Annotated in this window: 20 protein-coding genes; 9 read left to right on the top strand and 11 right to left on the bottom strand. The window is 61.3% G+C overall.

Features of this window, described 5'->3' with window-relative positions; all coding sequences use genetic code 11:
• Positions 1 to 35 precede the first annotated feature (35 nt).
• Together ubiB and ubiE are read right to left on the bottom strand one after the other, a co-directional pair.
• Complete coding sequence (ubiB, locus tag G9X68_RS07475; protein WP_171601846.1) at positions 36 to 1,610, bottom strand: 2-polyprenylphenol 6-hydroxylase; 1,575 nt, start codon at positions 1,608 to 1,610, stop codon at positions 36 to 38.
• Positions 1,611 to 1,672: 62 nt separating this feature from the next.
• Positions 1,673 to 2,449, bottom strand: coding sequence for a bifunctional demethylmenaquinone methyltransferase/2-methoxy-6-polyprenyl-1,4-benzoquinol methylase UbiE (ubiE, locus tag G9X68_RS07470; protein WP_138332276.1), 777 nt, complete (start codon positions 2,447 to 2,449; stop codon positions 1,673 to 1,675).
• A 149-nt stretch (positions 2,450 to 2,598) separates the two neighbouring features.
• Between ubiE and mutM the strand changes: the two genes are divergently transcribed.
• The 5 genes from mutM (at position 2,599) to G9X68_RS07445 (ending at position 8,403) form a co-directional block, all read left to right on the top strand.
• Entirely contained in the window at positions 2,599 to 3,489 is an 891-nt protein-coding gene (gene mutM, locus G9X68_RS07465; protein WP_171601845.1) for a bifunctional DNA-formamidopyrimidine glycosylase/DNA-(apurinic or apyrimidinic site) lyase, read from the top strand.
• Between the two features lie 39 nt (positions 3,490 to 3,528).
• The gene (locus tag G9X68_RS07460) at positions 3,529 to 4,302 is read left to right on the top strand and encodes an enoyl-CoA hydratase (RefSeq protein WP_171601844.1); all 774 of its coding nucleotides are present in this window, start codon (positions 3,529 to 3,531) and stop codon (positions 4,300 to 4,302) included.
• Between the two features lie 192 nt (positions 4,303 to 4,494).
• Positions 4,495 to 4,773: a 30S ribosomal protein S20 gene (gene rpsT, locus G9X68_RS07455; protein ID WP_003544819.1), complete on the top strand. Its 279-nt coding sequence runs from the start codon at positions 4,495 to 4,497 to the stop codon at positions 4,771 to 4,773.
• A gap of 859 nt (positions 4,774 to 5,632) precedes the next feature.
• A complete protein-coding gene (dnaA, locus tag G9X68_RS07450; RefSeq protein ID WP_171601843.1) occupies positions 5,633 to 7,183 on the top strand; it encodes a chromosomal replication initiator protein DnaA in 1,551 nt (516 codons plus the stop codon).
• 137 nt (positions 7,184 to 7,320) lie between these two features.
• A complete protein-coding gene (locus tag G9X68_RS07445) occupies positions 7,321 to 8,403 on the top strand; it encodes a saccharopine dehydrogenase family protein (RefSeq protein WP_171601842.1) in 1,083 nt (360 codons plus the stop codon).
• A 62-nt stretch (positions 8,404 to 8,465) separates the two neighbouring features.
• On the opposite strand, the gene hemW is transcribed toward G9X68_RS07445, so the two are convergent.
• Genes hemW through rph form a run of 4 tightly spaced genes read right to left on the bottom strand, consistent with a single transcriptional unit; the run spans position 8,466 to position 11,464 of the window.
• Positions 8,466 to 9,668 carry a radical SAM family heme chaperone HemW gene (gene hemW, locus G9X68_RS07440; protein ID WP_171601841.1) on the bottom strand — a complete coding sequence of 401 codons (1,203 nt, stop codon included), beginning with the start codon at positions 9,666 to 9,668 and terminating at the stop codon, positions 8,466 to 8,468.
• A gap of 9 nt (positions 9,669 to 9,677) precedes the next feature.
• Entirely contained in the window at positions 9,678 to 10,322 is a 645-nt protein-coding gene (gene rdgB / locus G9X68_RS07435; RefSeq protein ID WP_171601840.1) for an RdgB/HAM1 family non-canonical purine NTP pyrophosphatase, read from the bottom strand.
• Positions 10,323 to 10,748, bottom strand: a complete 426-nt coding sequence (locus G9X68_RS07430; protein WP_171601839.1) for a VOC family protein — start codon at positions 10,746 to 10,748, stop codon at positions 10,323 to 10,325.
• Positions 10,745 to 11,464: a ribonuclease PH gene (gene rph / locus G9X68_RS07425; RefSeq protein ID WP_011650181.1), complete on the bottom strand. Its 720-nt coding sequence runs from the start codon at positions 11,462 to 11,464 to the stop codon at positions 10,745 to 10,747. Before rph ends, G9X68_RS07430 begins: the two co-directional genes overlap by 4 nt.
• A gap of 128 nt (positions 11,465 to 11,592) precedes the next feature.
• On the opposite strand from rph, the gene hrcA reads away from it, so the two are divergent.
• Positions 11,593 to 12,681 (top strand): heat-inducible transcriptional repressor HrcA, encoded by a 1,089-nt coding sequence (gene hrcA, locus G9X68_RS07420; RefSeq protein WP_171601838.1) that lies wholly within the window; start codon positions 11,593 to 11,595, stop codon positions 12,679 to 12,681.
• Between the two features lie 110 nt (positions 12,682 to 12,791).
• Complete coding sequence (grpE, locus tag G9X68_RS07415; protein ID WP_003544834.1) at positions 12,792 to 13,424, top strand: nucleotide exchange factor GrpE; 633 nt, start codon at positions 12,792 to 12,794, stop codon at positions 13,422 to 13,424.
• A 41-nt stretch (positions 13,425 to 13,465) separates the two neighbouring features.
• Here grpE and G9X68_RS07410 read toward each other — a convergent pair whose 3' ends face one another.
• A complete protein-coding gene (locus tag G9X68_RS07410) occupies positions 13,466 to 14,410 on the bottom strand; it encodes a nucleoside hydrolase (RefSeq protein ID WP_171601837.1) in 945 nt (314 codons plus the stop codon).
• A 278-nt stretch (positions 14,411 to 14,688) separates the two neighbouring features.
• Between G9X68_RS07410 and G9X68_RS07405 the strand changes: the two genes are divergently transcribed.
• Positions 14,689 to 15,114 carry an Hsp20 family protein gene (locus G9X68_RS07405; protein WP_171601836.1) on the top strand — a complete coding sequence of 142 codons (426 nt, stop codon included), beginning with the start codon at positions 14,689 to 14,691 and terminating at the stop codon, positions 15,112 to 15,114.
• A 47-nt stretch (positions 15,115 to 15,161) separates the two neighbouring features.
• Positions 15,162 to 15,419 (top strand): BQ00720 family protein, encoded by a 258-nt coding sequence (locus G9X68_RS07400; protein ID WP_003544838.1) that lies wholly within the window; start codon positions 15,162 to 15,164, stop codon positions 15,417 to 15,419.
• 217 nt (positions 15,420 to 15,636) lie between these two features.
• Here G9X68_RS07400 and G9X68_RS07395 read toward each other — a convergent pair whose 3' ends face one another.
• From G9X68_RS07395 to metK, 4 genes are all read right to left on the bottom strand, one after another.
• Positions 15,637 to 16,125: a GNAT family N-acetyltransferase gene (locus G9X68_RS07395; protein ID WP_171601835.1), complete on the bottom strand. Its 489-nt coding sequence runs from the start codon at positions 16,123 to 16,125 to the stop codon at positions 15,637 to 15,639.
• Positions 16,126 to 16,226: 101 nt separating this feature from the next.
• Complete coding sequence (locus G9X68_RS07390; RefSeq protein WP_171601834.1) at positions 16,227 to 16,493, bottom strand: DUF2277 domain-containing protein; 267 nt, start codon at positions 16,491 to 16,493, stop codon at positions 16,227 to 16,229.
• Between the two features lie 255 nt (positions 16,494 to 16,748).
• A complete protein-coding gene (gene trmB, locus G9X68_RS07385) occupies positions 16,749 to 17,450 on the bottom strand; it encodes a tRNA (guanine(46)-N(7))-methyltransferase TrmB (RefSeq protein WP_171601833.1) in 702 nt (233 codons plus the stop codon).
• An 8-nt stretch (positions 17,451 to 17,458) separates the two neighbouring features.
• Positions 17,459 to 18,697 (bottom strand): methionine adenosyltransferase, encoded by a 1,239-nt coding sequence (metK, locus tag G9X68_RS07380; protein ID WP_168314615.1) that lies wholly within the window; start codon positions 18,695 to 18,697, stop codon positions 17,459 to 17,461.
• Positions 18,698 to 18,840: the final 143 nt, after the last annotated feature.

Below are 18,840 nucleotides of genomic sequence, written 5' to 3'. Positions count from 1 at the left end.
CCAAATACCGAACACAGCATGTTTTTGGCAGGCGGTCAGCTCAGCATCCAGGCAATATAGAGAAGCGTCAATGCGATGACCCACAAAGCAATCTTGGCCGAGCGGTTGTGCCGCGCTTCGGCCTTGCCGATCGCTTCCGCCGTCTCAGCATCGAAACGTAAGCCGTGCTCGCTCATGTGCAGAAGCTGGTGGTGGAATTTTTCGGTCTTCGCCGCGATTTCGGGCACGGCTTCGGCGAGCTTTACCGCCGCCTTCAGCCCGTCCTTGAGATCGGTGGCGATCCGCTTCGGTCCGAGATTGGTGCGGATCCAGTCGCCGACGACAGGCTCGGAGGCCTTCCACATGTTGAAGCGCGGATTGAGCATGCGCGATACGCCTTCGACCACGACCATGGTCTTCTGCAGCATCACCAGCTCCGGCCGCGTCGCCATGTCGAAGAGTTCGGTCACTTCGAACAGCAGCGTCAGCAGCTTGCCCATCGAGATCGTCTCGGCCGGCTGTCCATGGATCGGCTCGCCGATCGCCCGGATCGCCTGGGCGAAGCTCTCGACATTGTGGTGGCCGGGCACATAGCCGGCCTCGAAATGCACCTCGGCAACCCGGATATAGTCACGGGTGATGAAGCCATAGAGGATTTCGGCGAGGAACCGCCGTTCCTTCTTGCCCAGCCGCCCGACGATGCCCATGTCGACGGCGACGATCATGCCGCCCGCATCGACGAAGAGATTGCCCGGATGCATGTCGGCATGGAAGAAGCCGTCGCGTAGCGTGTGGCGCAGGAACGACTGGATCAGCGTATCGGCAAGCAGGTTGAGATCGTGGCCCGCAGCGCGCAGGCCCTCGACATCGGACATCCGCGTGCCGTCGATCCACTCCATGGTGATGACGTCGCGCCCGGTGCGCTCCCAGTCGACCTTCGGCACGCGGAAACCCGGGTCCTTTTCGGTATTTTCGGCGATCTCGGAAAGAGCGGCCGCCTCCAGGCGAAGATCCATCTCCACCTTCGTCGTCTGCTCCAGCGTCTTCGTCACCTCGACCGGCCGCAGCCGCCGGCTGGATGGCAGGAAACGCTCCTGCATGTGGGCAACGAGATACATTGCCTCGATGTCATGGGCAAAGCGCTGGCGCACGCCGGGCCGCACGATCTTGACGGCGACCTTCTTCCGGCCTTCGGCGCTATCGACCTCGGCCGGATGCACCTGCGCGATCGAGGCGGCGGCGATCGGATCGCCGAAGCTCGCATAGAGCTCGCTGATCGGCCGTCCGAGCGAGCCTTCGATATTGGCCTTGGCGGCTGCCGAGGGAAAGAAGGCCATCCGGTCCTGAAGCTGCGACAGGTCATTGGCGAATTCGACGCCGACGACATCCGGCCGCGTCGCCAGGAACTGCCCGATCTTCACATAGGAGGGACCGAGCCGCTCGACAGCCTGGGCCAACCGGTCGCTGCGCTTTTGATGCCGCGCCTTGCTTCGCTCGAAAATCGTGACGAAGGATTTGGCGAGCGCGACCGGAGGCGGCAGCCCTTCGGAAGGAAGGGCTGACACGACACCCTCACGCACGAGCACCCAGCCGACGCGCCAAAGGCGGAAATATGCGCCGAAAGTACTCATGTTCTGTTTGATTCTCGCGCGACGCTATTCGAAAACCGCTCTACACTTTTCGGCGTCATGCGTCAGAGCTTCCAGCCGGAATGGAGTGCGGCGATGCCGCCGGTATAATTGGTGAAGGTGACGCGCGAAAAGCCGGCCTGGCGGATCATTGCCGCGAAATTCTCCTGGTTCGGGAACTTGCGGATCGATTCCACCAGATATTGGTAGGGTTCGGCATCGCCGGTGATCGCCTTGCCGAACTGCGGAATGGCGTTGAACGACCAGGCGTCGTAGATCTTGTCGAGAAGCGGCATATCGACTTCGGAAAATTCCAGCACCAGCAACCGTCCGCCGCGCTTCAGGACGCGATAGGCTTCAGACAGCGCCGCATCGATCCTCGGCACGTTGCGAATGCCGAAGGCGATCGTATAGGCGTCAAAGCTGCCTGCCTCGAAAGGCAGTTCCTCGGCATTCGCCTCGACGAAGGTGAGATTGCCGGAAAGCTTCTTCTTTTCCGCCCGCTCGGCGCCGACGCCGAGCATCGAACCGTTGATGTCGAGCACCGTGGCATGCGCCTGTCTGCCCGACGCCTCGACGATGCGGAAGGCGATATCACCCGTGCCGCCGGCAACGTCGAGTATCTTATAGCCAGGCTCCTTGCGCGGGTTCAGCGCCGAGATCATCGCATCCTTCCAGGCTCGGTGCATGCCCATCGACATGACGTCGTTCATGATGTCGTAGCGCTTGGCGACCTTGTGGAACACCTGGTTGACCAGGCCCTGCTTCTGGCCGTCAGGCACCTCGCGGAAGCCGTAGGAGGTCTCCATACCGCCATCGGCGGAAGTGCGGCTTTCTGACATCAGACTGCTCCGTTCCTAAAGATTCGGGCGCGACGGCCATAGCGAAAGACCGCGCGCGACGTTATCTATGGGCCGCGTTTTCCGCGGCACACTGGCGCTATAGCGCACATCGTCGTCGGTTGAAACACGTTAGAGATAGATGGGTTAAGATGCCGGAATTGCCAGAAGTCGAAACGGTGAAACGCGGCCTGACGCCGGCGATGGAGGGCACGCGCGTCACCAGGCTGGAGCTGCGCCGCGGCGATCTGCGCTTCCCCTTTCCCGACGCTTTCGCGGACAGGGTTTCCGGCCGCACCATCGTCAGCCTTGGCCGCCGCGCCAAATACCTGCTGGTCGATCTCGACGACGGCAACACGCTGATTTCGCATCTCGGCATGTCCGGTTCGTTTCGCATCGAGGAGGGGGCTGCGCCCGGCGTGCCGGGCGAATTCCACCATGCCCGCTCGAAGAACGAGAAGCACGATCACGTCGTCTTCCATCTGCAAGCGGCCAGCGGCCCCCGCCGCGTCGTCTATAACGATCCGCGCCGTTTCGGCTTCATGGATATGGTGGGACGCGCCGATCTCGCCGCCCATCCCTTCTTCCGCGATCTCGGCCCCGAGCCGACGGGAAACGAGCTCAGCGCCGCCTGTCTGGCCGAACGCTTTCGGGACAAGGCGCAGCCGCTGAAGAGCGCGCTGCTTGATCAGAAGAACATTGCCGGTCTCGGCAATATATATGTCTGCGAAGCATTGTGGCGCGCGCATCTTTCGCCGATCCGCGCCGCCGGCACGCTGGTGACGGCAGGTGGCCGGCCGAAGACGCAGCTCGACCTGCTCGTTGCTTCGATCCGCGACGTCATCGCCGACGCGATCGCCGCCGGCGGATCATCGCTGCGCGACCATATCCAGACCGACGGATCGCTCGGCTATTTCCAGCATTCCTTCTCCGTCTATGATCGCGAAAGTCAGGCTTGCCGCACGCCCGGCTGCGGCGGTACGGTCGCCCGCATCGTCCAGGCGGGTCGCTCTACCTTCTATTGCGCCACCTGCCAGAAATAAGCCCGCCAGAAGTTAAGAGTGAGAAACCGGGAGAACAGCATGGCCTATGAAACCCTGATCGTCGAAACCCGAGGCAATGTCGGCCTCGTCACGCTGAACCGCCCGCAGGCGCTGAATGCGCTGAATTCCACCGTCCTGAAGGAGTTGAAAGAGGCCTATGCCGCCTTCCACGCCGACGAGACGATCGGGGCGATCGTGCTGACCGGTTCCGAGCGCGCCTTTGCTGCCGGCGCCGATATCAAGGAGATGCAGCCGCTCCAGTTCGCCGATATCTATAAGAGTGATTTCATCAGCGGCTGGGATGAGGTCGCCAAGGCGCGCAAGCCGGTGATCGCTGCCGTCAGCGGTTTTGCGCTCGGCGGCGGCTGCGAGCTCGCCATGATGTGCGATTTCATCATCGCCTCGGAGACGGCGAAGTTCGGCCAGCCGGAAATCACCCTCGGCGTCATTCCCGGCATGGGCGGCTCGCAGCGGCTGACGCGCGCCGTCGGCAAGGCGAAGGCAATGGATCTCATCCTGACCGGCCGAATGATGGATGCGGCGGAAGCTGAACGATCGGGACTCGTTTCGCGTGTGGTGGCGCCCGAACGTCTGCTCGACGAGGCTTTTGCCGCAGCCGAAAAGATCGCTTCGCTGTCGCGCCCCTCGGTGATGATGGCCAAGGAGGCGGTCAACCGCGCATTCGAGACGACGATGGAGGAGGGATTGCGTTTCGAGCGCCGGCTGTTTCACAGTCTCTTTGCCACGGACGACCAGAAAGAAGGCATGGCGGCCTTCGTCGAGAAGCGCAAACCTGCTTTTACGCACCGTTGAATGCTTTTAGGCGCTTGCCGGTGGTAAAGCTTGAAAATCCGCGTTGACGTGGGCCGGCTTTAGAGTTATATGCCCGCCCACGGTTCGGAAAGCCGGTTTGGTTTTCCGCGATTGCTCCCGCATTGCTGGATTTTGTGGCCGCAGGGCCCGCGGTAATGGCGGAGTTTGTTCGAATTCTTGAGAGAGGCATCCATGGCCAATACAACTTCGGCGAAAAAAGCGACCCGCAAGATCGCCCGCCGTACCGACGTCAATAAGGCTCGTCGCTCGCGCGTTCGTACTTTCGTTCGCCAGGTCGAAGAGGCCATCGCATCCGGTGACGCCGCCAAGGCAAAGGAAGCTTTCCTGGCTGCTCAGCCCGAGCTTGCCCGCGCCGCCAGCAAGGGTGTGCTGCATTCCAACACGGCATCGCGCAAGGTCTCGCGTCTGGCTGCTCGTGTGAAGGCTCTTTCGGTCACCACGACCGCGTAATCTTCCGTTAAGGACTTCTTCTTTATGATTAGCCCGGTAATTTTACCGGGCTTTTTCGATTCAACCGATCAGCCCCTGCATGGTTAATCTCACGACTGTTTCGTGTCAGCGCCATGACAGGAAAAAGTGTTTAAAAACAATGGCTTGCGCAAGGATGCTTTTGCACTGCGCGACTCTGCCCCAAGCTTCCGGGACCACAGGCGAGTCAAGAGGATTTTATTTTTTTTTCTTTCAATGCGTGTCAAAATAGCCCGAACGGGGAATCTCTTTGATTCAACTGCGATTCTTTTTTGACGCTGGTGTGACGCCCGAAAAGGGCAGGCGGAGTCAATGGCCGCTTCTTAATTTTGCGTAAAATTCATCGTTGATATTGCCTTTTGATCCTGCCTAAATGGCTTTCAACAGAGGGCGCGGACATCACCTGCAGAGGCTCGGTTTTAACTGCCACGTCGGCAGGGCGATGAGTTTGTGCCTTTTGTTACGGAGCCTTGCGCTTTCGTTTTTTCAAGCACTCGACGGATTTGGGCCGTAACGTGGCTGTTACGGAGCGGGGATGTTTTGTGCCTTCAGTGGCTGCACGTTTAAGGCGAGGCCACCGGAGAAGGTTAAAGTAATATTGCGTTCGGGCTGGTCGGCCGAAAACGAGGTTCGACCGCCGGCCTGACACGGAAAGCCGATGAAGGTTGCCGCATGACCGCGGCCCCTGCAACGGAGTTCTGCGTCGGTCCCATTGAGGGACCAGTGTTTTGAGTGAACCGGCAGGCGAGCGGCTCATGAGGATCCGTCAGCCTGCCAAAGCGGGGAATGATCGGGCGGCTGTTTTAGCGGATGCCGCCCGGTGGAATTGAAAGGCGGCATTATGCACATGAATACGATGACGACGGGCGGGCTCGACAATGGGGATGCGGCACCGCAGACGTTCGGCTCCATTCGTCTCGAAGTGGGCGAAGCAAAGGCGGAAATGAAGCAGAACGTATTGTTTGAGCGCGTCAGCGCGCGCTTGAAGGCCCAGGTCGGTCCTGACGTCTATGCCAGCTGGTTTGCCAGGCTGAAGCTGCATTCGGTCTCGAAGAGCGTGGTTCGCCTTTCGGTTCCCACGACCTTCCTGAAGTCATGGATCAACAATCGTTATCTCGATCTCATCACCGGTCTGTTCCAGGCCGAGGATCCGGAAATTCTGAAAATCGAAGTCCTGGTGCGCACGGCGACGCGCCACGGCACGAAGGCGCTCGATGAGGCGGTCGCGCCGGAACCAGCCGCCCCCACGCAGATGCGCCGCCCGACAAGCGCGCAGCCGGCCGGTCAGGCCGTCCAGCAGGCGGTTTCGGCTGTTGCCGCCGCAAGGCCAGCAAGCTTTGGCTCGCCGCTCTTCGGTTCGCCGCTCGATAGCCGCTTCACCTTCGACACCTTCGTCGAAGGCAGCTCGAACCGGGTCGCACTTGCGGCTGCAAAGACGATTGCGGAAGCTGGTCAGGGCGCCGTGCGCTTCAACCCGCTCTTCATCCATTCGTCCGTCGGCCTCGGCAAGACCCACCTGCTGCAGGCGGTCGCCAATGCAGCAGTGCAGAACCCCAGGGCTCTGCGCGTCGTCTATCTGACGGCCGAATATTTCATGTGGCGTTTCGCCACCGCGATCCGCGACAATGATGCGCTGACACTGAAGGATTCGCTGCGCAACATCGATCTCTTGATCATCGACGACATGCAGTTCCTGCAGGGCAAGATGATCCAGCATGAATTCTGCCATCTCCTCAACATGCTGCTCGACAGCGCCAAGCAGGTCGTCGTTGCCGCCGACCGTGCGCCCTGGGAGCTGGAGTCGCTCGACCCCCGCGTTCGCTCGCGCCTGCAGGGCGGTGTGGCGATCGAATTCGACGCGCCGGATTACGAGATGCGTCTAGAAATCCTCAAGCGTCGCCTGGCGGTCGCCCGGCTCGAAGATCCGTCGCTCGAAATTCCGGCCGAACTGCTCCAGCATGTCGCCCGCAACGTCACGGCCAGCGGCCGCGAACTCGAAGGCGCCTTCAACCAGCTGGTCTTCCGCCGCTCCTTCGAGCCGAACCTGTCGATCGAACGCGTCGACGAACTGCTCGCCCATCTGGTCGGCTCCGGTGAGCCCCGTCGTGTGCGCATCGAGGATATCCAGCGCATCGTCGCAAGGCATTACAACGTCTCGCGCCAGGAACTGGTGTCGAACCGCCGCACCCGCGTCATCGTTAAGCCGCGCCAGATCGCCATGTATCTGTCGAAGACGCTGACGCCACGCTCCTTCCCGGAGATCGGCCGCCGGTTCGGCGGGCGCGATCACACGACCGTGCTGCATGCCGTGCGTAAGATCGAGGAGCTGATTTCGGGGGACACCAAGCTTTCGCACGAAGTCGAGCTTCTGAAGCGGCTGATCAACGAATAATCGACTAGTTTTCCCGAAAAATCCACGGCCGGAAGCGATTCCGGCCGTTTTCCTTTCTAAGTTTTTTATTCTATACCTCCCGCGCATTACGTGCATGTCAAAGACTGAAGCGCCAAAACGGCGCGTGGGAGGAATGAATGAGTTTTGAAAAGATCGCCGTTCTCGGCCTGGGCAAGGTCGGACGGCTGGCGGCGACGCTGTTGCATGAAGGCGGCTTCGAGGTCATTGGGGTCGACGCGCAATTGCCGCTGAGCGACGTCCCCTTCAAGTGCCGCACCGGCGATATCTCCGACCCGCAAGTGATCGGCGAATTGCTCTCGAGTGTCGAGGCGGTGCTCTCCTGCCTGCCCTATCATTTGAACATCGAATTGGCGCGCGCCGCCCACCTTGCCGGCATCCATTATTTCGATCTGACCGAAGACGTTCCCACAACCAATTTCATCATCGAGCTGTCGAAGACCGCCCGCGGCCTGATGGCGCCGCAATGCGGCCTGGCGCCGGGTTTCGTCGGCATCGTCGGCGCAAGCCTGGCCGACGGCTTCGATCGCTGCCGGTCGATCCGCATGCGCGTCGGCGCCTTGCCGCAGCATCCGACCGGGCTACTCGGCTATGCCTTCAACTGGTCGCCTGAGGGCGTCGTCAACGAATATCTGAACGACTGCGAGGTCATTGAGGGCGGTGTGCGCAAGCTCGTCTCGCCGATGGAATGGCACGAGACCGTCTATGTCGGCGGTGTGAAGCTCGAAGCCTTCACGACGTCGGGCGGACTTGGCACCATGTGCGATACCATGCTCGGCAAGATCGACAATCTCGATTACAAGACCATGCGTTATCCCGGCCATATGGAGCTGATGAACTTCTTCTTCCACGAGCTCTTGATGCGCGACAAGCGCAAGCTCGCCGGCGAGATCCTGACCAATGCCAAGCCGCCGGTTGAAGACGACGTCGTCTATGTCCATGTCGCTGCCGAAGGCACCGAGAATGGCAGCCCGCGCCGCAAGGAGTTCGTGCGCGCCTATTACCCGATCGAGATTGCCGGGGCGCGCCGCACGGCGATCGCCTGGACGACGTCAGCCTCCGTCGTCGCCGTCATCGAGATGGTCCGCGACGGCCTGCTGCCGGCAACCGGCTTCCTGCACCAGGAGCATATTCCGCTGGAGATGTTTTTGAAGACACCGACCGGCAGCCTCTTCAAGGCGGGTGCGACCAGCCACGGCTGAGACATGCCCTCAGGTGCGGCGGCAATACCGATGCCGCCGTGCCGCAAATCCAACCCGCCGCGTTAGCAGGCGAGATCGGCGACGACGGAATCGAGGATCAGCATGCCGGATGGTGTGCAGCGCAGGCGCGAATTGCCGATCCGCTCGATGAATTTGTGCTCGAGCAGGAATTCCTCGCGTTTCGGGTCGAGGTCGCGGCCCGAAAGCTGCTGCCAGCGGGCAAGATCGACACCCTCCCTGAGCCGCAGCCCCATCAGCAGCAGCTCGTCGGACTGTTCCTCGAAGCCGAGCCGCTCCTCGTCGAGAATGCCGTGCCCATCACGCTCGACCATGTCGAGCCAGGTTTCCGGCTTGCGCTCGGTCGCCGTCGCGAGCTTTTCAGGGCCACGCGTCAGCCGGCCGTGGGCGCCCGGGCCGATGCCGGCATAATCGCCGTAGCGCCAGTAGGTCAGGTTATGCCGGCTTTCAGCACCCGGCCGGGCATGATTGGAAACCTCGTAGGCCGGCATGCCCTCGCGTGCGGTGATCTCCTGCGTCGCCTCGTAGAGCAGTGCCGATTGCTCGCCATCCGGCACGATCAGCTTGCCGGCCTTGTGCAGACCGTAGAAGGGCGTGCCTTCCTCGATGGTCAGCTGATAGAGCGAAAGATGGTCGACTGCATAGGAGATCGCCTCTTTCAGTTCCTTTTCCCATTCCTCGACCGTCTGCTCCGGCCGGGCATAGATCAGGTCGAAGGACATGCGCGGAAAAATGTCGCGCGCCAGCCGGATCGCCTTCAGCGCGTCGGCGACATCATGCAGCCGGCCGAGGAATTTCAGATCCCGGTCGTTCAGCGCCTGCACGCCGAGCGAGACGCGATTGACGCCGGCCGCCCGGTAGCCGCGGAAGCGTTCGGCCTCGACGCTCGAAGGGTTGGCCTCCATGGTGATCTCGATGCCGGCAGGCACATGCCAGTGCCGTGCAATGCCGTCGAGAATGGCCGAGACCGTTTCCGGCTTCATCAGCGAGGGCGTGCCGCCGCCGAGGAATATGCTCGTCACCGTCTTCGGCCCGCTGATCGCCCGGACTGCAGCCATCTCCGTCAGGAAGGCAGCCGTAAAGCGCTCCTGATCCACAGGCTGATGGCGCACATGGCTGTTGAAGTCGCAATAGGGACACTTGGCCGCGCAGAAGGGCCAATGCACATAGACGCCGAAGCCCGGCTCACCGGTATCGGGCAAAAGTGCTGCATCGCGCAGCAGGCTTGGCGTGTCTGATGTGCCCACGGACAGACCTTATGCCTCCAGGCAGGTTTCGACAAAGAGTTTGAAGGCGCGGGCCCGGTGCGACAACGCTTGCGGCTTGCCGACGTTCCAGCCGTGTTTTTCCTCGCCGCTCATTTCGCCGAAGGTGATGTCGTAGCCCTCAGGCTGGAAGACCGGGTCGTAGCCGAAGCCCTGGGTGCCGCGCGGCGGCCAGACGACGCTGCCTTCCACCTCGCCGCGGAACAGCTCGGTGTGCCCGTCCGGCCAGGCGAGACAGAGCACGCTGATGAAACGGGCCGAGCGCTGTTCCGGCTTTATCGCGCCGGCATCCTGCAGCGCCTTTTCCACCTTGGCCATCGCCATGTCGAAATCGCGCGTGCCGTCGGCCCTCTCCGCCCAGTTGGCGGTGTAGACGCCGGGATCGCCACCAAGCGCATCGACCACCAGTCCGGAATCGTCCGAAAGCGCCGGCATGCCGGCGGCATTGGCCGAGGCGACCGCCTTGATCGTCGCATTCTCCTCGAAGCTCGTGCCGGTCTCGTCGGGTTCGACGAAATTCAACTCCGCAGCCGATTTGGCTGTGAAGCCGAGCGGCCCGATCAGTTCCTGGATCTCGCGGATCTTGCCGGCATTGTGGCTGGCGACGACGATGGTCTTGGTTTCAAGCTTGCGCATTCAGATATCCTGTTCGATGCCCCAGATTTTAGCCTCCGCGCATTCCAGGCTGTTGCCGGCCGGATCGCGGAAATAGATCGAGCGGCCGCCGTTCGGCCAGCGCACTTCGGATTCGATCGCCACGCCGGCCGCCGTGAGCCGTTCGGCCATGGCGTCGATATTGCCGCCGGACACCCGGAAACAGGCATGGCCCTGGCCGGTCGTGCCGTGCGGCGGCACCTGCAGTGCGTCCGGCGCCGGCGGCTTCACCGTTTCCTCGGGATTGAAGATCAGGAGGACGCCGGGCCCACAGCGGAAGAAGACATGCCGGTTGGCGGCGCGGGCGATCTTTTCAAGTCCGAGAACGTCTTCGTAAAACGCCTCGGCCTGGTCGAGATCCCGCGCATAGAGCGCCGTTTCCAACATGCCTTCCAGCATGGGGTTCATCCTTCGACGGCTTGCTTCTGCAGCGCCACCAGTTCGCCGATGCCGTTTCTGGCAAGCTGCATCAGCGAGGTGAATTCGCCCTCGCTGAACGGCGTGCCTTCGGCCGTGCCCTGGATCTCGACGATCCCGCCGGTGCCCGTCATGACGAAGTTCGCATCGGTCTCGGCCGAGGAATCCTCGAGGTAATCGAGATCGATCACCGGCTGGCTGGCGAAGATACCGCACGAAATGGCGGCGACATGATCCTTCAGGACCCGATCGACCTTGATCATGTTGCGGCTTTCCATCCATTTCAGGCAGTCGTAAAGCGCGATCCAGCCGCCGGTGATCGACGCTGTCCGCGTGCCGCCATCGGCCTGGATGACATCGCAATCGAGCGTGATCTGCCGTTCGCCGAGCGCCTGCAGGTCGACGACGGCGCGCAACGACCGACCGATCAGCCGCTGGATTTCCTGGGTACGGCCGCCCTGCTTGCCGGCGGCGGCTTCGCGCTTCATACGTTCGCCGGTCGCCCGCGGCAGCATGCCGTATTCGGCCGTGACCCAGCCCTTGCCGGTATTGCGCAGCCATGGCGGCGTCTTTTCTTCGAGGCTCGCCGTGCAGAGCACATGCGTATCGCCGAACTTCACCAGGCAGGAGCCTTCCGCATGCTTGGAAAAATTGCGCTCGAACGAGACCTTGCGCATCTGGTCGATTTTTCTGCCTGAAGGCCGCATTCTTATCTCCTGGGGTTTATTTGACCGCTTCTACGATTGGCGGCGCTCATTTGCAAATTCCCTTTTGCCACGGGTGTTAGTTTGACTATATTTTCGGGAAGTATCATCAGCGCGGGTTCGAAAGCTTCATGGGCATCAGGTCGACGTCGGTTTCGGATGCCGTAGCTGCGCTGGACGAGCGCTCCCGGGAAATTTTTCGTCGCATCGTCGAAGGTTATCTGGAAAGCGGCGAGCCGCTCGGTTCGCGCAACCTGTCCCGAATCCTGCCGATGTCGCTGTCGCCGGCCTCGGTGCGCAACGTCATGAGCGATCTCGAAGAGCTCGGCCTGATCTATTCGCCGCATGTCAGCGCCGGCCGGTTGCCGACCCAGATCGGCCTGCGCTTCTTCGTCGATGCTTTCATGCAGGTCGGCGACCTCTCGGCCGAGGAACGCGCCAACATCGACCGTCAGGTGCGGGCCGAAAGCGGCGGCAATCCCGTCGAATCGATGATGAACGAGGCAAGCCGCATGTTATCCGGCATTTCGCGCGGCGCCGGCCTCGTCATCACCTCGAAAAGCGATCCGGTGCTGAAACATGTCGAGTTCATCCGGCTCGAACCGACAAAGGCGCTGGCCGTGCTCGTCGGCGATCACGATCAGGTGGAAAACCGCATCATCGAGCTGCCGGCGGGCGTCACCTCCTCGCAGCTGACGGAGGCGGCGAATTTCCTCAATGCCCATATGTCCGGCCAGACCCTGCCGGAGCTCCGCAAACAATTAAGCCGGCTGAAGGACGACGTCCGTCACGAGCTCGATACCCTGTCGCGCGATCTGGTCGAGCGCGGCATTGCTGTCTGGGCCGGCAGCCCGGACGAGGGAAAGCCGACGCAGCTGATCATCCGCGGCCGCGCCAACCTGCTCGAAGGCCTCGCCGGCGCCGAGGATCTCGACCGGCTGCGCCTGCTGTTCGACGATCTCGAGAAGAAGGACAGCCTGATCGAGATCCTCAATCTCGCCGAAAGCGGTTCGGGCGTGCGCATCTTCATCGGTTCGGAAAACAAGCTCTTCTCGCTGTCCGGCTCGTCGCTCATCGTCGCGCCCTATCGGGACGACGACGATCGTATCGTCGGTGCCGTCGGCGTCATCGGCCCGACGCGGCTCAATTATTCTCGCATCGTGCCGATGGTGGACTATACGGCCCAGCTCGTCTCCCGCCTTTCGCGCAATCAGCTTTGATGCGCTGCAATCAGTCACGCGGAATTTTCGCTTCTTTGTCACGCAGACTTGATTTTTTTTGGTCAAACCTCGATATCGGGCGCATCTGAAGACACCAACCGGAGACCGTCATGACCGATGACACGACGAAAAACGGACCTGACGCAACTGCGGCCGATGCCGCAGCCGACGCTGCCGCCTACGTCGAGAACGAAACTGCGCAGCAAGAGCCCGCCCAGCCGGACCCGATCGAGCTTCTGAAAGCCGAAAACGGCGAGCTGCGCGACCGCTATTTGCGCCTTGCTGCCGAGATGGACAATCTGCGCCGCCGCACCGAGCGCGAGGTAAAGGATGCCAAGTCCTATTCCGTCGCGGGTTTTGCCCGCGATATGCTCGCCGTCTCCGACAATCTGCGCCGCGCGCTTGATGCCATCCCTCCGGAGACAAAGGCTGCAGCAGACGCCGGCCTGAGCACGCTGATCGAGGGTGTCGAGATGACCGAGCGTGCCATGCTGTCGGCTCTCGAGCGCCACGGCGTTCGCAAGCTGGAGCCGGTTGGCCAGAAGTTCGATCCAAATTTCCATCAGGCGATGTTCGAGGTGCCGAACCCTGATGTGCCGAACAACACGGTCGTCCAGGTCGTGCAGGCAGGCTTCACCATCGGCGAACGCGTGCTGCGCCCGGCCATGGTCGGTGTTGCCAAGGGCGGCCCGAAGCCGGCCGAAGCCGAAACCAATTCCGTCTTCGACGAGAAAGACGCCTGAGATCGTTTCCTTCCTCCTCGCGAGGAAGGGAAACCGAAGTTTTAGATGCGGGCGAAGCGTTCGATCAGCAGATCGAAGAAGCCGTCCGCATCGACATGGCGCATGACCCTGGCATTGCGCTTGCGCTCGGTCACGTGCCACCAGTCGACGACGGTCATACCGACGGTAAGTTCGGACTGGACCTCGATCTCGACATTGCAGTCCCGGCCGTTGAAAAGCTCCGGCTTCAGCAGGTAGGCGACGACGGTCGGGTCGTGCAGCGGCCCGCCGTCGGAGCCGTATTTCTCGATGTCGAAGCGTTCGAAGAATTCCAGCATCTCGACCATGGCCTTTGCCGGCGCCGTGCCGATCTCGGCCATGCGCTTCACCCGGTCCTTGCGGGTCAGCAATTGATGCGTCACGTCGAGCGGCATCATCACGATTGGAACGCCTGAGCGGAAGACGATATCGGCGGCCTCGGGGTCGACATAGATGTTGAACTCGGCCGCCGGCGTGATGTTGCCGCCTTCGAAGAAGCCGCCGCCCATCATCACCAGTTCGCGGATACGGGCAATGATATCGGGTGCCTTCTGAAAGGCCATGCCGATATTGGTGAGCGGCCCGAGCGTACACAGCGTCACCGTGCCTTCCGGCTCGCGGCGCAGCGTCTCGATGATGAAGTCGACGGCATGGCCGGACTGCAGCGCCATCGTCGGTTCGCTGAGTTCCGGACCGTCGAGGCCGGTCTTGCCGTGCACATGTTCGGCGGTCACCAGCTTGCGAGCGATCGGCGCGTCGGCGCCGGCGAAAACCTTCGTCTCCGTCCGGCCGCAGAGCTCGCAGACGATGCGCGCATTGCGGTTGGTGAGCGAAAGCGGCACATTGCCGGCAACTGTGGTGATTCCAAGCACCTCCAGCTCATCAGGGCTGCCGAAGGCAAGCATGATGGCGGCCGCGTCGTCCTGACCGGGATCCGTGTCGATGATGATCTTTCTTGCGCTTGCCATTCCGATGGTTCCATCCTCGCACTGCGTGTTATCGGGCATGCACCGATTTCTTCACGTCCCGTCACAAATCAGCACAATCCGCGCGGGCATGTTTTGATGCGAGGCAGCAGGCGCTTTGTCAAGGAAGGAGCCTGACGCCATCGCCTTAAAATCAGAGGTGACGCCGGCGCGGCGCGTCCGATGCCTTGCAGCGCCGGGCTCCTCTCCCCATATTAGCGGCATCCGGATGCTGCCGTTAAGGTCCGGGATGGTCGCTTGCATCAAGGACTTGAAAAGAGATGAGCCGCATTACCCCTTTCGCCAGTCCGCTGCTTCTGGGCTTCGATGCCATGGAAAAGACGCTGGAGCGCATTTCCAAGGCGAGCGACGGATATCCGCCCTATAATATCGAACGTATCGCCGCCGACAGCGGCGCGCCGGAACGTCTGCGCATCACCCTTGCCGTGGCCGGCTTCAGCGAGGAGGAACTCGACGTCTCCACCGAGGAGAACCAGCTGGTGATCCGCGGGCGCCAGGTGGAACAGGGCGAGCGAGACTATCTCTATCGCGGCATCGCCGCCCGTCAGTTCCAGCGGACTTTCGTTCTTGCCGACGGCATGCAGGTGCTGGGTGCGGCCCTGAAGAACGGCCTGCTCTCCGTCGATCTAATTCGTCCGGAACCCGCGCGCATGGTCAAGAAAATTAACATTTCGGTCTCACAGTAGCACAACGGTTTGTCGAACCGTTGGTCCCTTCTCCCGGAGGAACAGGAATGTTGATGAAAGAAGCCACGTCTCACTTGACCAAATCCGAGCTTGCCCACATCGGCAACGGCGAGGTCGCCTATATCAGAAAAATGCGGACCGATGAGGTCGCCAAGTGCTTTCCCGAGGCGCCGGATATCGATCCGAACGTCGATCTCTGGGCACTCTTCGGCGCCGACGGCACGCCGATCCTTTTGACGGACAACCGCTCCAGCACCTTTTTCAAGGCTGCCGAGGACGAATTGAAGACGGTCAGCCTGCACTGACCGTCAAGACCGTCTGTCGCGTTTCACTGCTTGCGGTGCGCGGTCGCTCTATCGATTTCGCTGCGGTCGGGACGGATGTCGCGACATATGCGCGTAGCTCTTTCGAGAGCCTTATGGGCGACGACGTGGAAAATTCCAGGATTCGGCAGCCTCTGCACCAGCCTTATATAGAGCTATGGCAACTATGCAGTCTTTGCTGCCGTTGCATCCATTCTGCTTACCGCGTCGCCAGCATTGGTAAGATCAAACCCCATCCGGTCTCTTGGGGTGGTCCAGACGGTTCGAACCCCAACTTCTTGTAGACGGCTATCGCCCGTTCATTGTCTGGATGCGGATCGGTCGCGATCACAGGTGCGCCCTCATCGAAAAGAGCCTGCATCCTCATTCCGATAAACGCTGAACCATGTCCAACGCCGACCATTTCGGGGTCTCCGATATATTGATCAATTCCCCGCGACCCTTTGGGAAGGCCGGCAAAATGGTGATCTTCCCATCCGTGGACCGTGTAGTCCTGCAAGAACGCAAATGGCCGTTCGTTAATTGAAATGATCCAGCGAGCCACCCGAGGATCAACCAGTTCTGCTTCACCATACGGCTCACCAGAACCCCACCATTCCAGGACATGCGGATTCGACCGCCAGGCCTTCAGTAAAGCGAGATCATCCAGGGTTGCTCTGCGAAACTCGTACGGATTGGTCGCGAACATTAGATCACTCTAGCAGATTGTGCGACGGTGAGTCTGGGCCGAAAGCCGTCAGGTAGGCCACTCGAGGCTTGATTTAGATCTCCCGCGCGCGACGGGCTCTCTTACGCGAACCGAACCGCCGATCTCGCGCGGGCCTTTGCCGCTACCTCTTCGCGATCACGAGGAGGCTGAGACGTTTCCAGCGAATCGAGCAACTCACGGGCGCATGCCGCGATCGAACTGACCGCGCGCTCGAATGCGACCTCATTGCGCTTCGACGGTTTGGTCGTTCCGCTCACCTTGCGCACGAACTGGAGCGCGGCATCATGGACCTCGTCGTCCGTCGCTGGCGGATCGAAATTGAACAGGGGTTTTATATTTCGGCACATGACTTGCTCCCGGTCATTGTCTCTCCATCTGAGAGGAGGGTGGCCAGCACAGAAAATAGTCGCGTGAGCGCTAATGGCAACCGGTCCATCGGCGGAACTCTGCGCGCCGCAAGTGAGGGCGCAGCTCGTTCAGTCCGGTCTGTTGTCGGCTTTAGCTATTCTAGATCCGGATGCCGGAAATTCATCAGGCAAGCGTCCCACGCGATTGTTCGCAGCGATGAACATCACGGCGTGTTCGCCGACTTGCCGCCAGCCTCAGATCTTCCTGAAAGTCAGATAGGCCGAAGACCGGCCCTCGCGGCGGGCCTTGGCCTCGTAACGTGTGCTCGGCCAGCCCTCATAGGCGGTCAGCCAATCGGCTGCATTGTCGGCTATCCAGTCGAAACCGCCATGGTCGCGGCATTTGATCAGCGTCCAGTTCACATAGGTGTCGATGTCGGAGGCGAAACAGAACAGGCCGCCAGGCTTCAGCACGCGATGAAAGCGGTCGAGATTGGTTTTCGAGACGAAGCGCCGCTTCCAGTGCTTCCGCTTCGGCCAGGGATCGGGATAGAGCAGGTCGATCTGATCGAGTGAGCCGTCCGGCAGCCAGTCGAGCAGCTGCGTCGCGTCGTCATTATAGACGCGGATATTGGAGGCACCCGTCTCGCCGATGCGCGACAGCAGCTTCTGCATGGAATTGACGAAGGGTTCGACGCCGATGAAGCCGGTCGAAGGCCTCTCCAGCGCGCGGTGGATCAGATGCTCGCCGCCGCCGAAACCGATTTCCAGCCGCAATCTTTCGACCGGAACCGGGAAGAGGGATGTCAGCGGCTCCGGGGGAGCCGCTGAGAGATTGATCAGGAATGCCGGCAGGAGACTGTTCAGCGTCTCGGCCTGCTGTTCGCGCAGGGCCTTGCCCTTGCGGCGACCGAAAAAGGCTTCGGTCGCCCGGCCGCGGCGTTCCATATCCGTCATGCTTTATCTCAGGCCTTCACGCTTTCCTTGAGCGCCTTCACGAGGTCGGTGCGCTCCCAGGAGAAGGAGCCATCGCGGCCGGCCTTGCGGCCGAAATGGCCATAAGCAGAGGTCTTGGCATAGATCGGCTTGTTGAGATCGAGATGGCGGCGGATACCGGTCGGCGAAAGGTCCATGTTCTTGCGGATAGCCGCTTCGATCTGATCCTCGGTAACCTTGCCGGTGCCGTGCAGGTCAACATAGATCGACAGCGGCTGGGCGACGCCGATCGCGTAGGAGATCTGGATCGTGCAGCGGTCGGCAAGGCCGGCGGCGACGACGTTCTTGGCAAGATAGCGGGCGGCATAAGCGGCCGAACGGTCGACCTTCGTCGTGTCCTTGCCGGAGAATGCACCGCCGCCATGCGGAGCGGCACCGCCGTAGGTGTCGACGATGATCTTGCGGCCGGTGAGGCCCGCATCGCCGTCCGGTCCGCCGATGACGAACTTGCCGGTCGGGTTGATGTACCATTTGCAATCGTCAGCGATCTTCAGCTCGCCGAGCGCTTCGCGGATATAGGGCTCGACGACGGCGCGGACCTTCTTCGAATCCCAGCTCTCGTCGAGATGCTGGGTCGAAAGCACGATCGAGGTTACTTCCGACGGCTTGCCGTCGACGTAACGCACGGTTACCTGGCTCTTGGCGTCGGGGCCAAGCTTGGCGACTTCGCCGTCGCCCTTCTTGCGGGCAACTGCGAGCAGCTGCAGGATCTTGTGGGAATAATAGATCGGGGCCGGCATCAGGTCCGGCGTTTCGCGGCAGGCATAACCGAACATGATGCCCTGGTCGCCGGCGCCCTCGTCGCCCTGCTGGTCGGCGGCGCTATCGACGCCCTGCGCGATGTCGGCCGACTGCGAGTGCAAGAGCACGTCGATCTTGGCCTTCTTCCAGTGGAAGCCGTCCTGCTCGTAGCCGATATCCTTGATGGCGCGGCGGGCGGCGGCCTTGAACTTCGACGGGTTGATGACGTCCTTGCCGTCCTTGTCCTTCTTCATCAGGCTCGGCGGCAGGCGGACCTCGCCGGCGATGACGACGCGGTTGGTCGTCGCCAGCGTTTCGCAGGCAATGCGCACGCCCCACGGATTGACGCCGGTCTTGGCCGCTTCGCGGTAGACCAGATCGACGATCTCGTCGGAGATGCGGTCACAGACCTTGTCCGGATGACCTTCGGCAACAGATTCGCTGGTAAAGAGATAATTCGCGCGCATTTCGGGATTCCCCTCAAAGAATAAAAGCCAGCTAGTAGGTACTCAGTTCGAGGGCCGATGACAAGCGCAGAAGGACATAAATATATCTTTATATCTGCGGCAAAGTGACAAATTTTGCCCTAAAAACGCAAAAAAGGCGGCCT

The sequence above is a fragment of the Rhizobium changzhiense genome, assembly GCF_013087625.1.
In the GTDB taxonomy this organism is placed as follows: Bacteria; Pseudomonadota; Alphaproteobacteria; order Rhizobiales; family Rhizobiaceae; genus Rhizobium; species Rhizobium sophorae.
This window is presented reverse-complemented; position numbering and strand designations above follow the sequence as displayed.

Coding starts and splice junctions, on each gene's coding strand:
- hrcA (WP_171601838.1), top strand. CDS start 11,593: ATGGGCATCAGGTCGACGTCGGTTTCGGATGCCGTAGCTGCGCTGGAC.
- G9X68_RS07460 (WP_171601844.1), top strand. CDS start 3,529: ATGGCCTATGAAACCCTGATCGTCGAAACCCGAGGCAATGTCGGCCTC.
- grpE (WP_003544834.1), top strand. CDS start 12,792: ATGACCGATGACACGACGAAAAACGGACCTGACGCAACTGCGGCCGAT.
- metK (WP_168314615.1), bottom strand. CDS start 18,697: ATGCGCGCGAATTATCTCTTTACCAGCGAATCTGTTGCCGAAGGTCAT.
- G9X68_RS07445 (WP_171601842.1), top strand. CDS start 7,321: ATGAGTTTTGAAAAGATCGCCGTTCTCGGCCTGGGCAAGGTCGGACGG.
- mutM (WP_171601845.1), top strand. CDS start 2,599: ATGCCGGAATTGCCAGAAGTCGAAACGGTGAAACGCGGCCTGACGCCG.
- ubiB (WP_171601846.1), bottom strand. CDS start 1,610: ATGAGTACTTTCGGCGCATATTTCCGCCTTTGGCGCGTCGGCTGGGTG.
- dnaA (WP_171601843.1), top strand. CDS start 5,633: ATGCACATGAATACGATGACGACGGGCGGGCTCGACAATGGGGATGCG.
- rph (WP_011650181.1), bottom strand. CDS start 11,464: ATGCGGCCTTCAGGCAGAAAAATCGACCAGATGCGCAAGGTCTCGTTC.
- G9X68_RS07390 (WP_171601834.1), bottom strand. CDS start 16,493: ATGTGCCGAAATATAAAACCCCTGTTCAATTTCGATCCGCCAGCGACG.
- G9X68_RS07395 (WP_171601835.1), bottom strand. CDS start 16,125: ATGTTCGCGACCAATCCGTACGAGTTTCGCAGAGCAACCCTGGATGAT.
- G9X68_RS07405 (WP_171601836.1), top strand. CDS start 14,689: ATGAGCCGCATTACCCCTTTCGCCAGTCCGCTGCTTCTGGGCTTCGAT.
- rdgB (WP_171601840.1), bottom strand. CDS start 10,322: ATGCGCAAGCTTGAAACCAAGACCATCGTCGTCGCCAGCCACAATGCC.
- trmB (WP_171601833.1), bottom strand. CDS start 17,450: ATGACGGATATGGAACGCCGCGGCCGGGCGACCGAAGCCTTTTTCGGT.
- rpsT (WP_003544819.1), top strand. CDS start 4,495: ATGGCCAATACAACTTCGGCGAAAAAAGCGACCCGCAAGATCGCCCGC.
- G9X68_RS07400 (WP_003544838.1), top strand. CDS start 15,162: ATGTTGATGAAAGAAGCCACGTCTCACTTGACCAAATCCGAGCTTGCC.
- ubiE (WP_138332276.1), bottom strand. CDS start 2,449: ATGTCAGAAAGCCGCACTTCCGCCGATGGCGGTATGGAGACCTCCTAC.
- G9X68_RS07410 (WP_171601837.1), bottom strand. CDS start 14,410: ATGGCAAGCGCAAGAAAGATCATCATCGACACGGATCCCGGTCAGGAC.
- G9X68_RS07430 (WP_171601839.1), bottom strand. CDS start 10,748: ATGAACCCCATGCTGGAAGGCATGTTGGAAACGGCGCTCTATGCGCGG.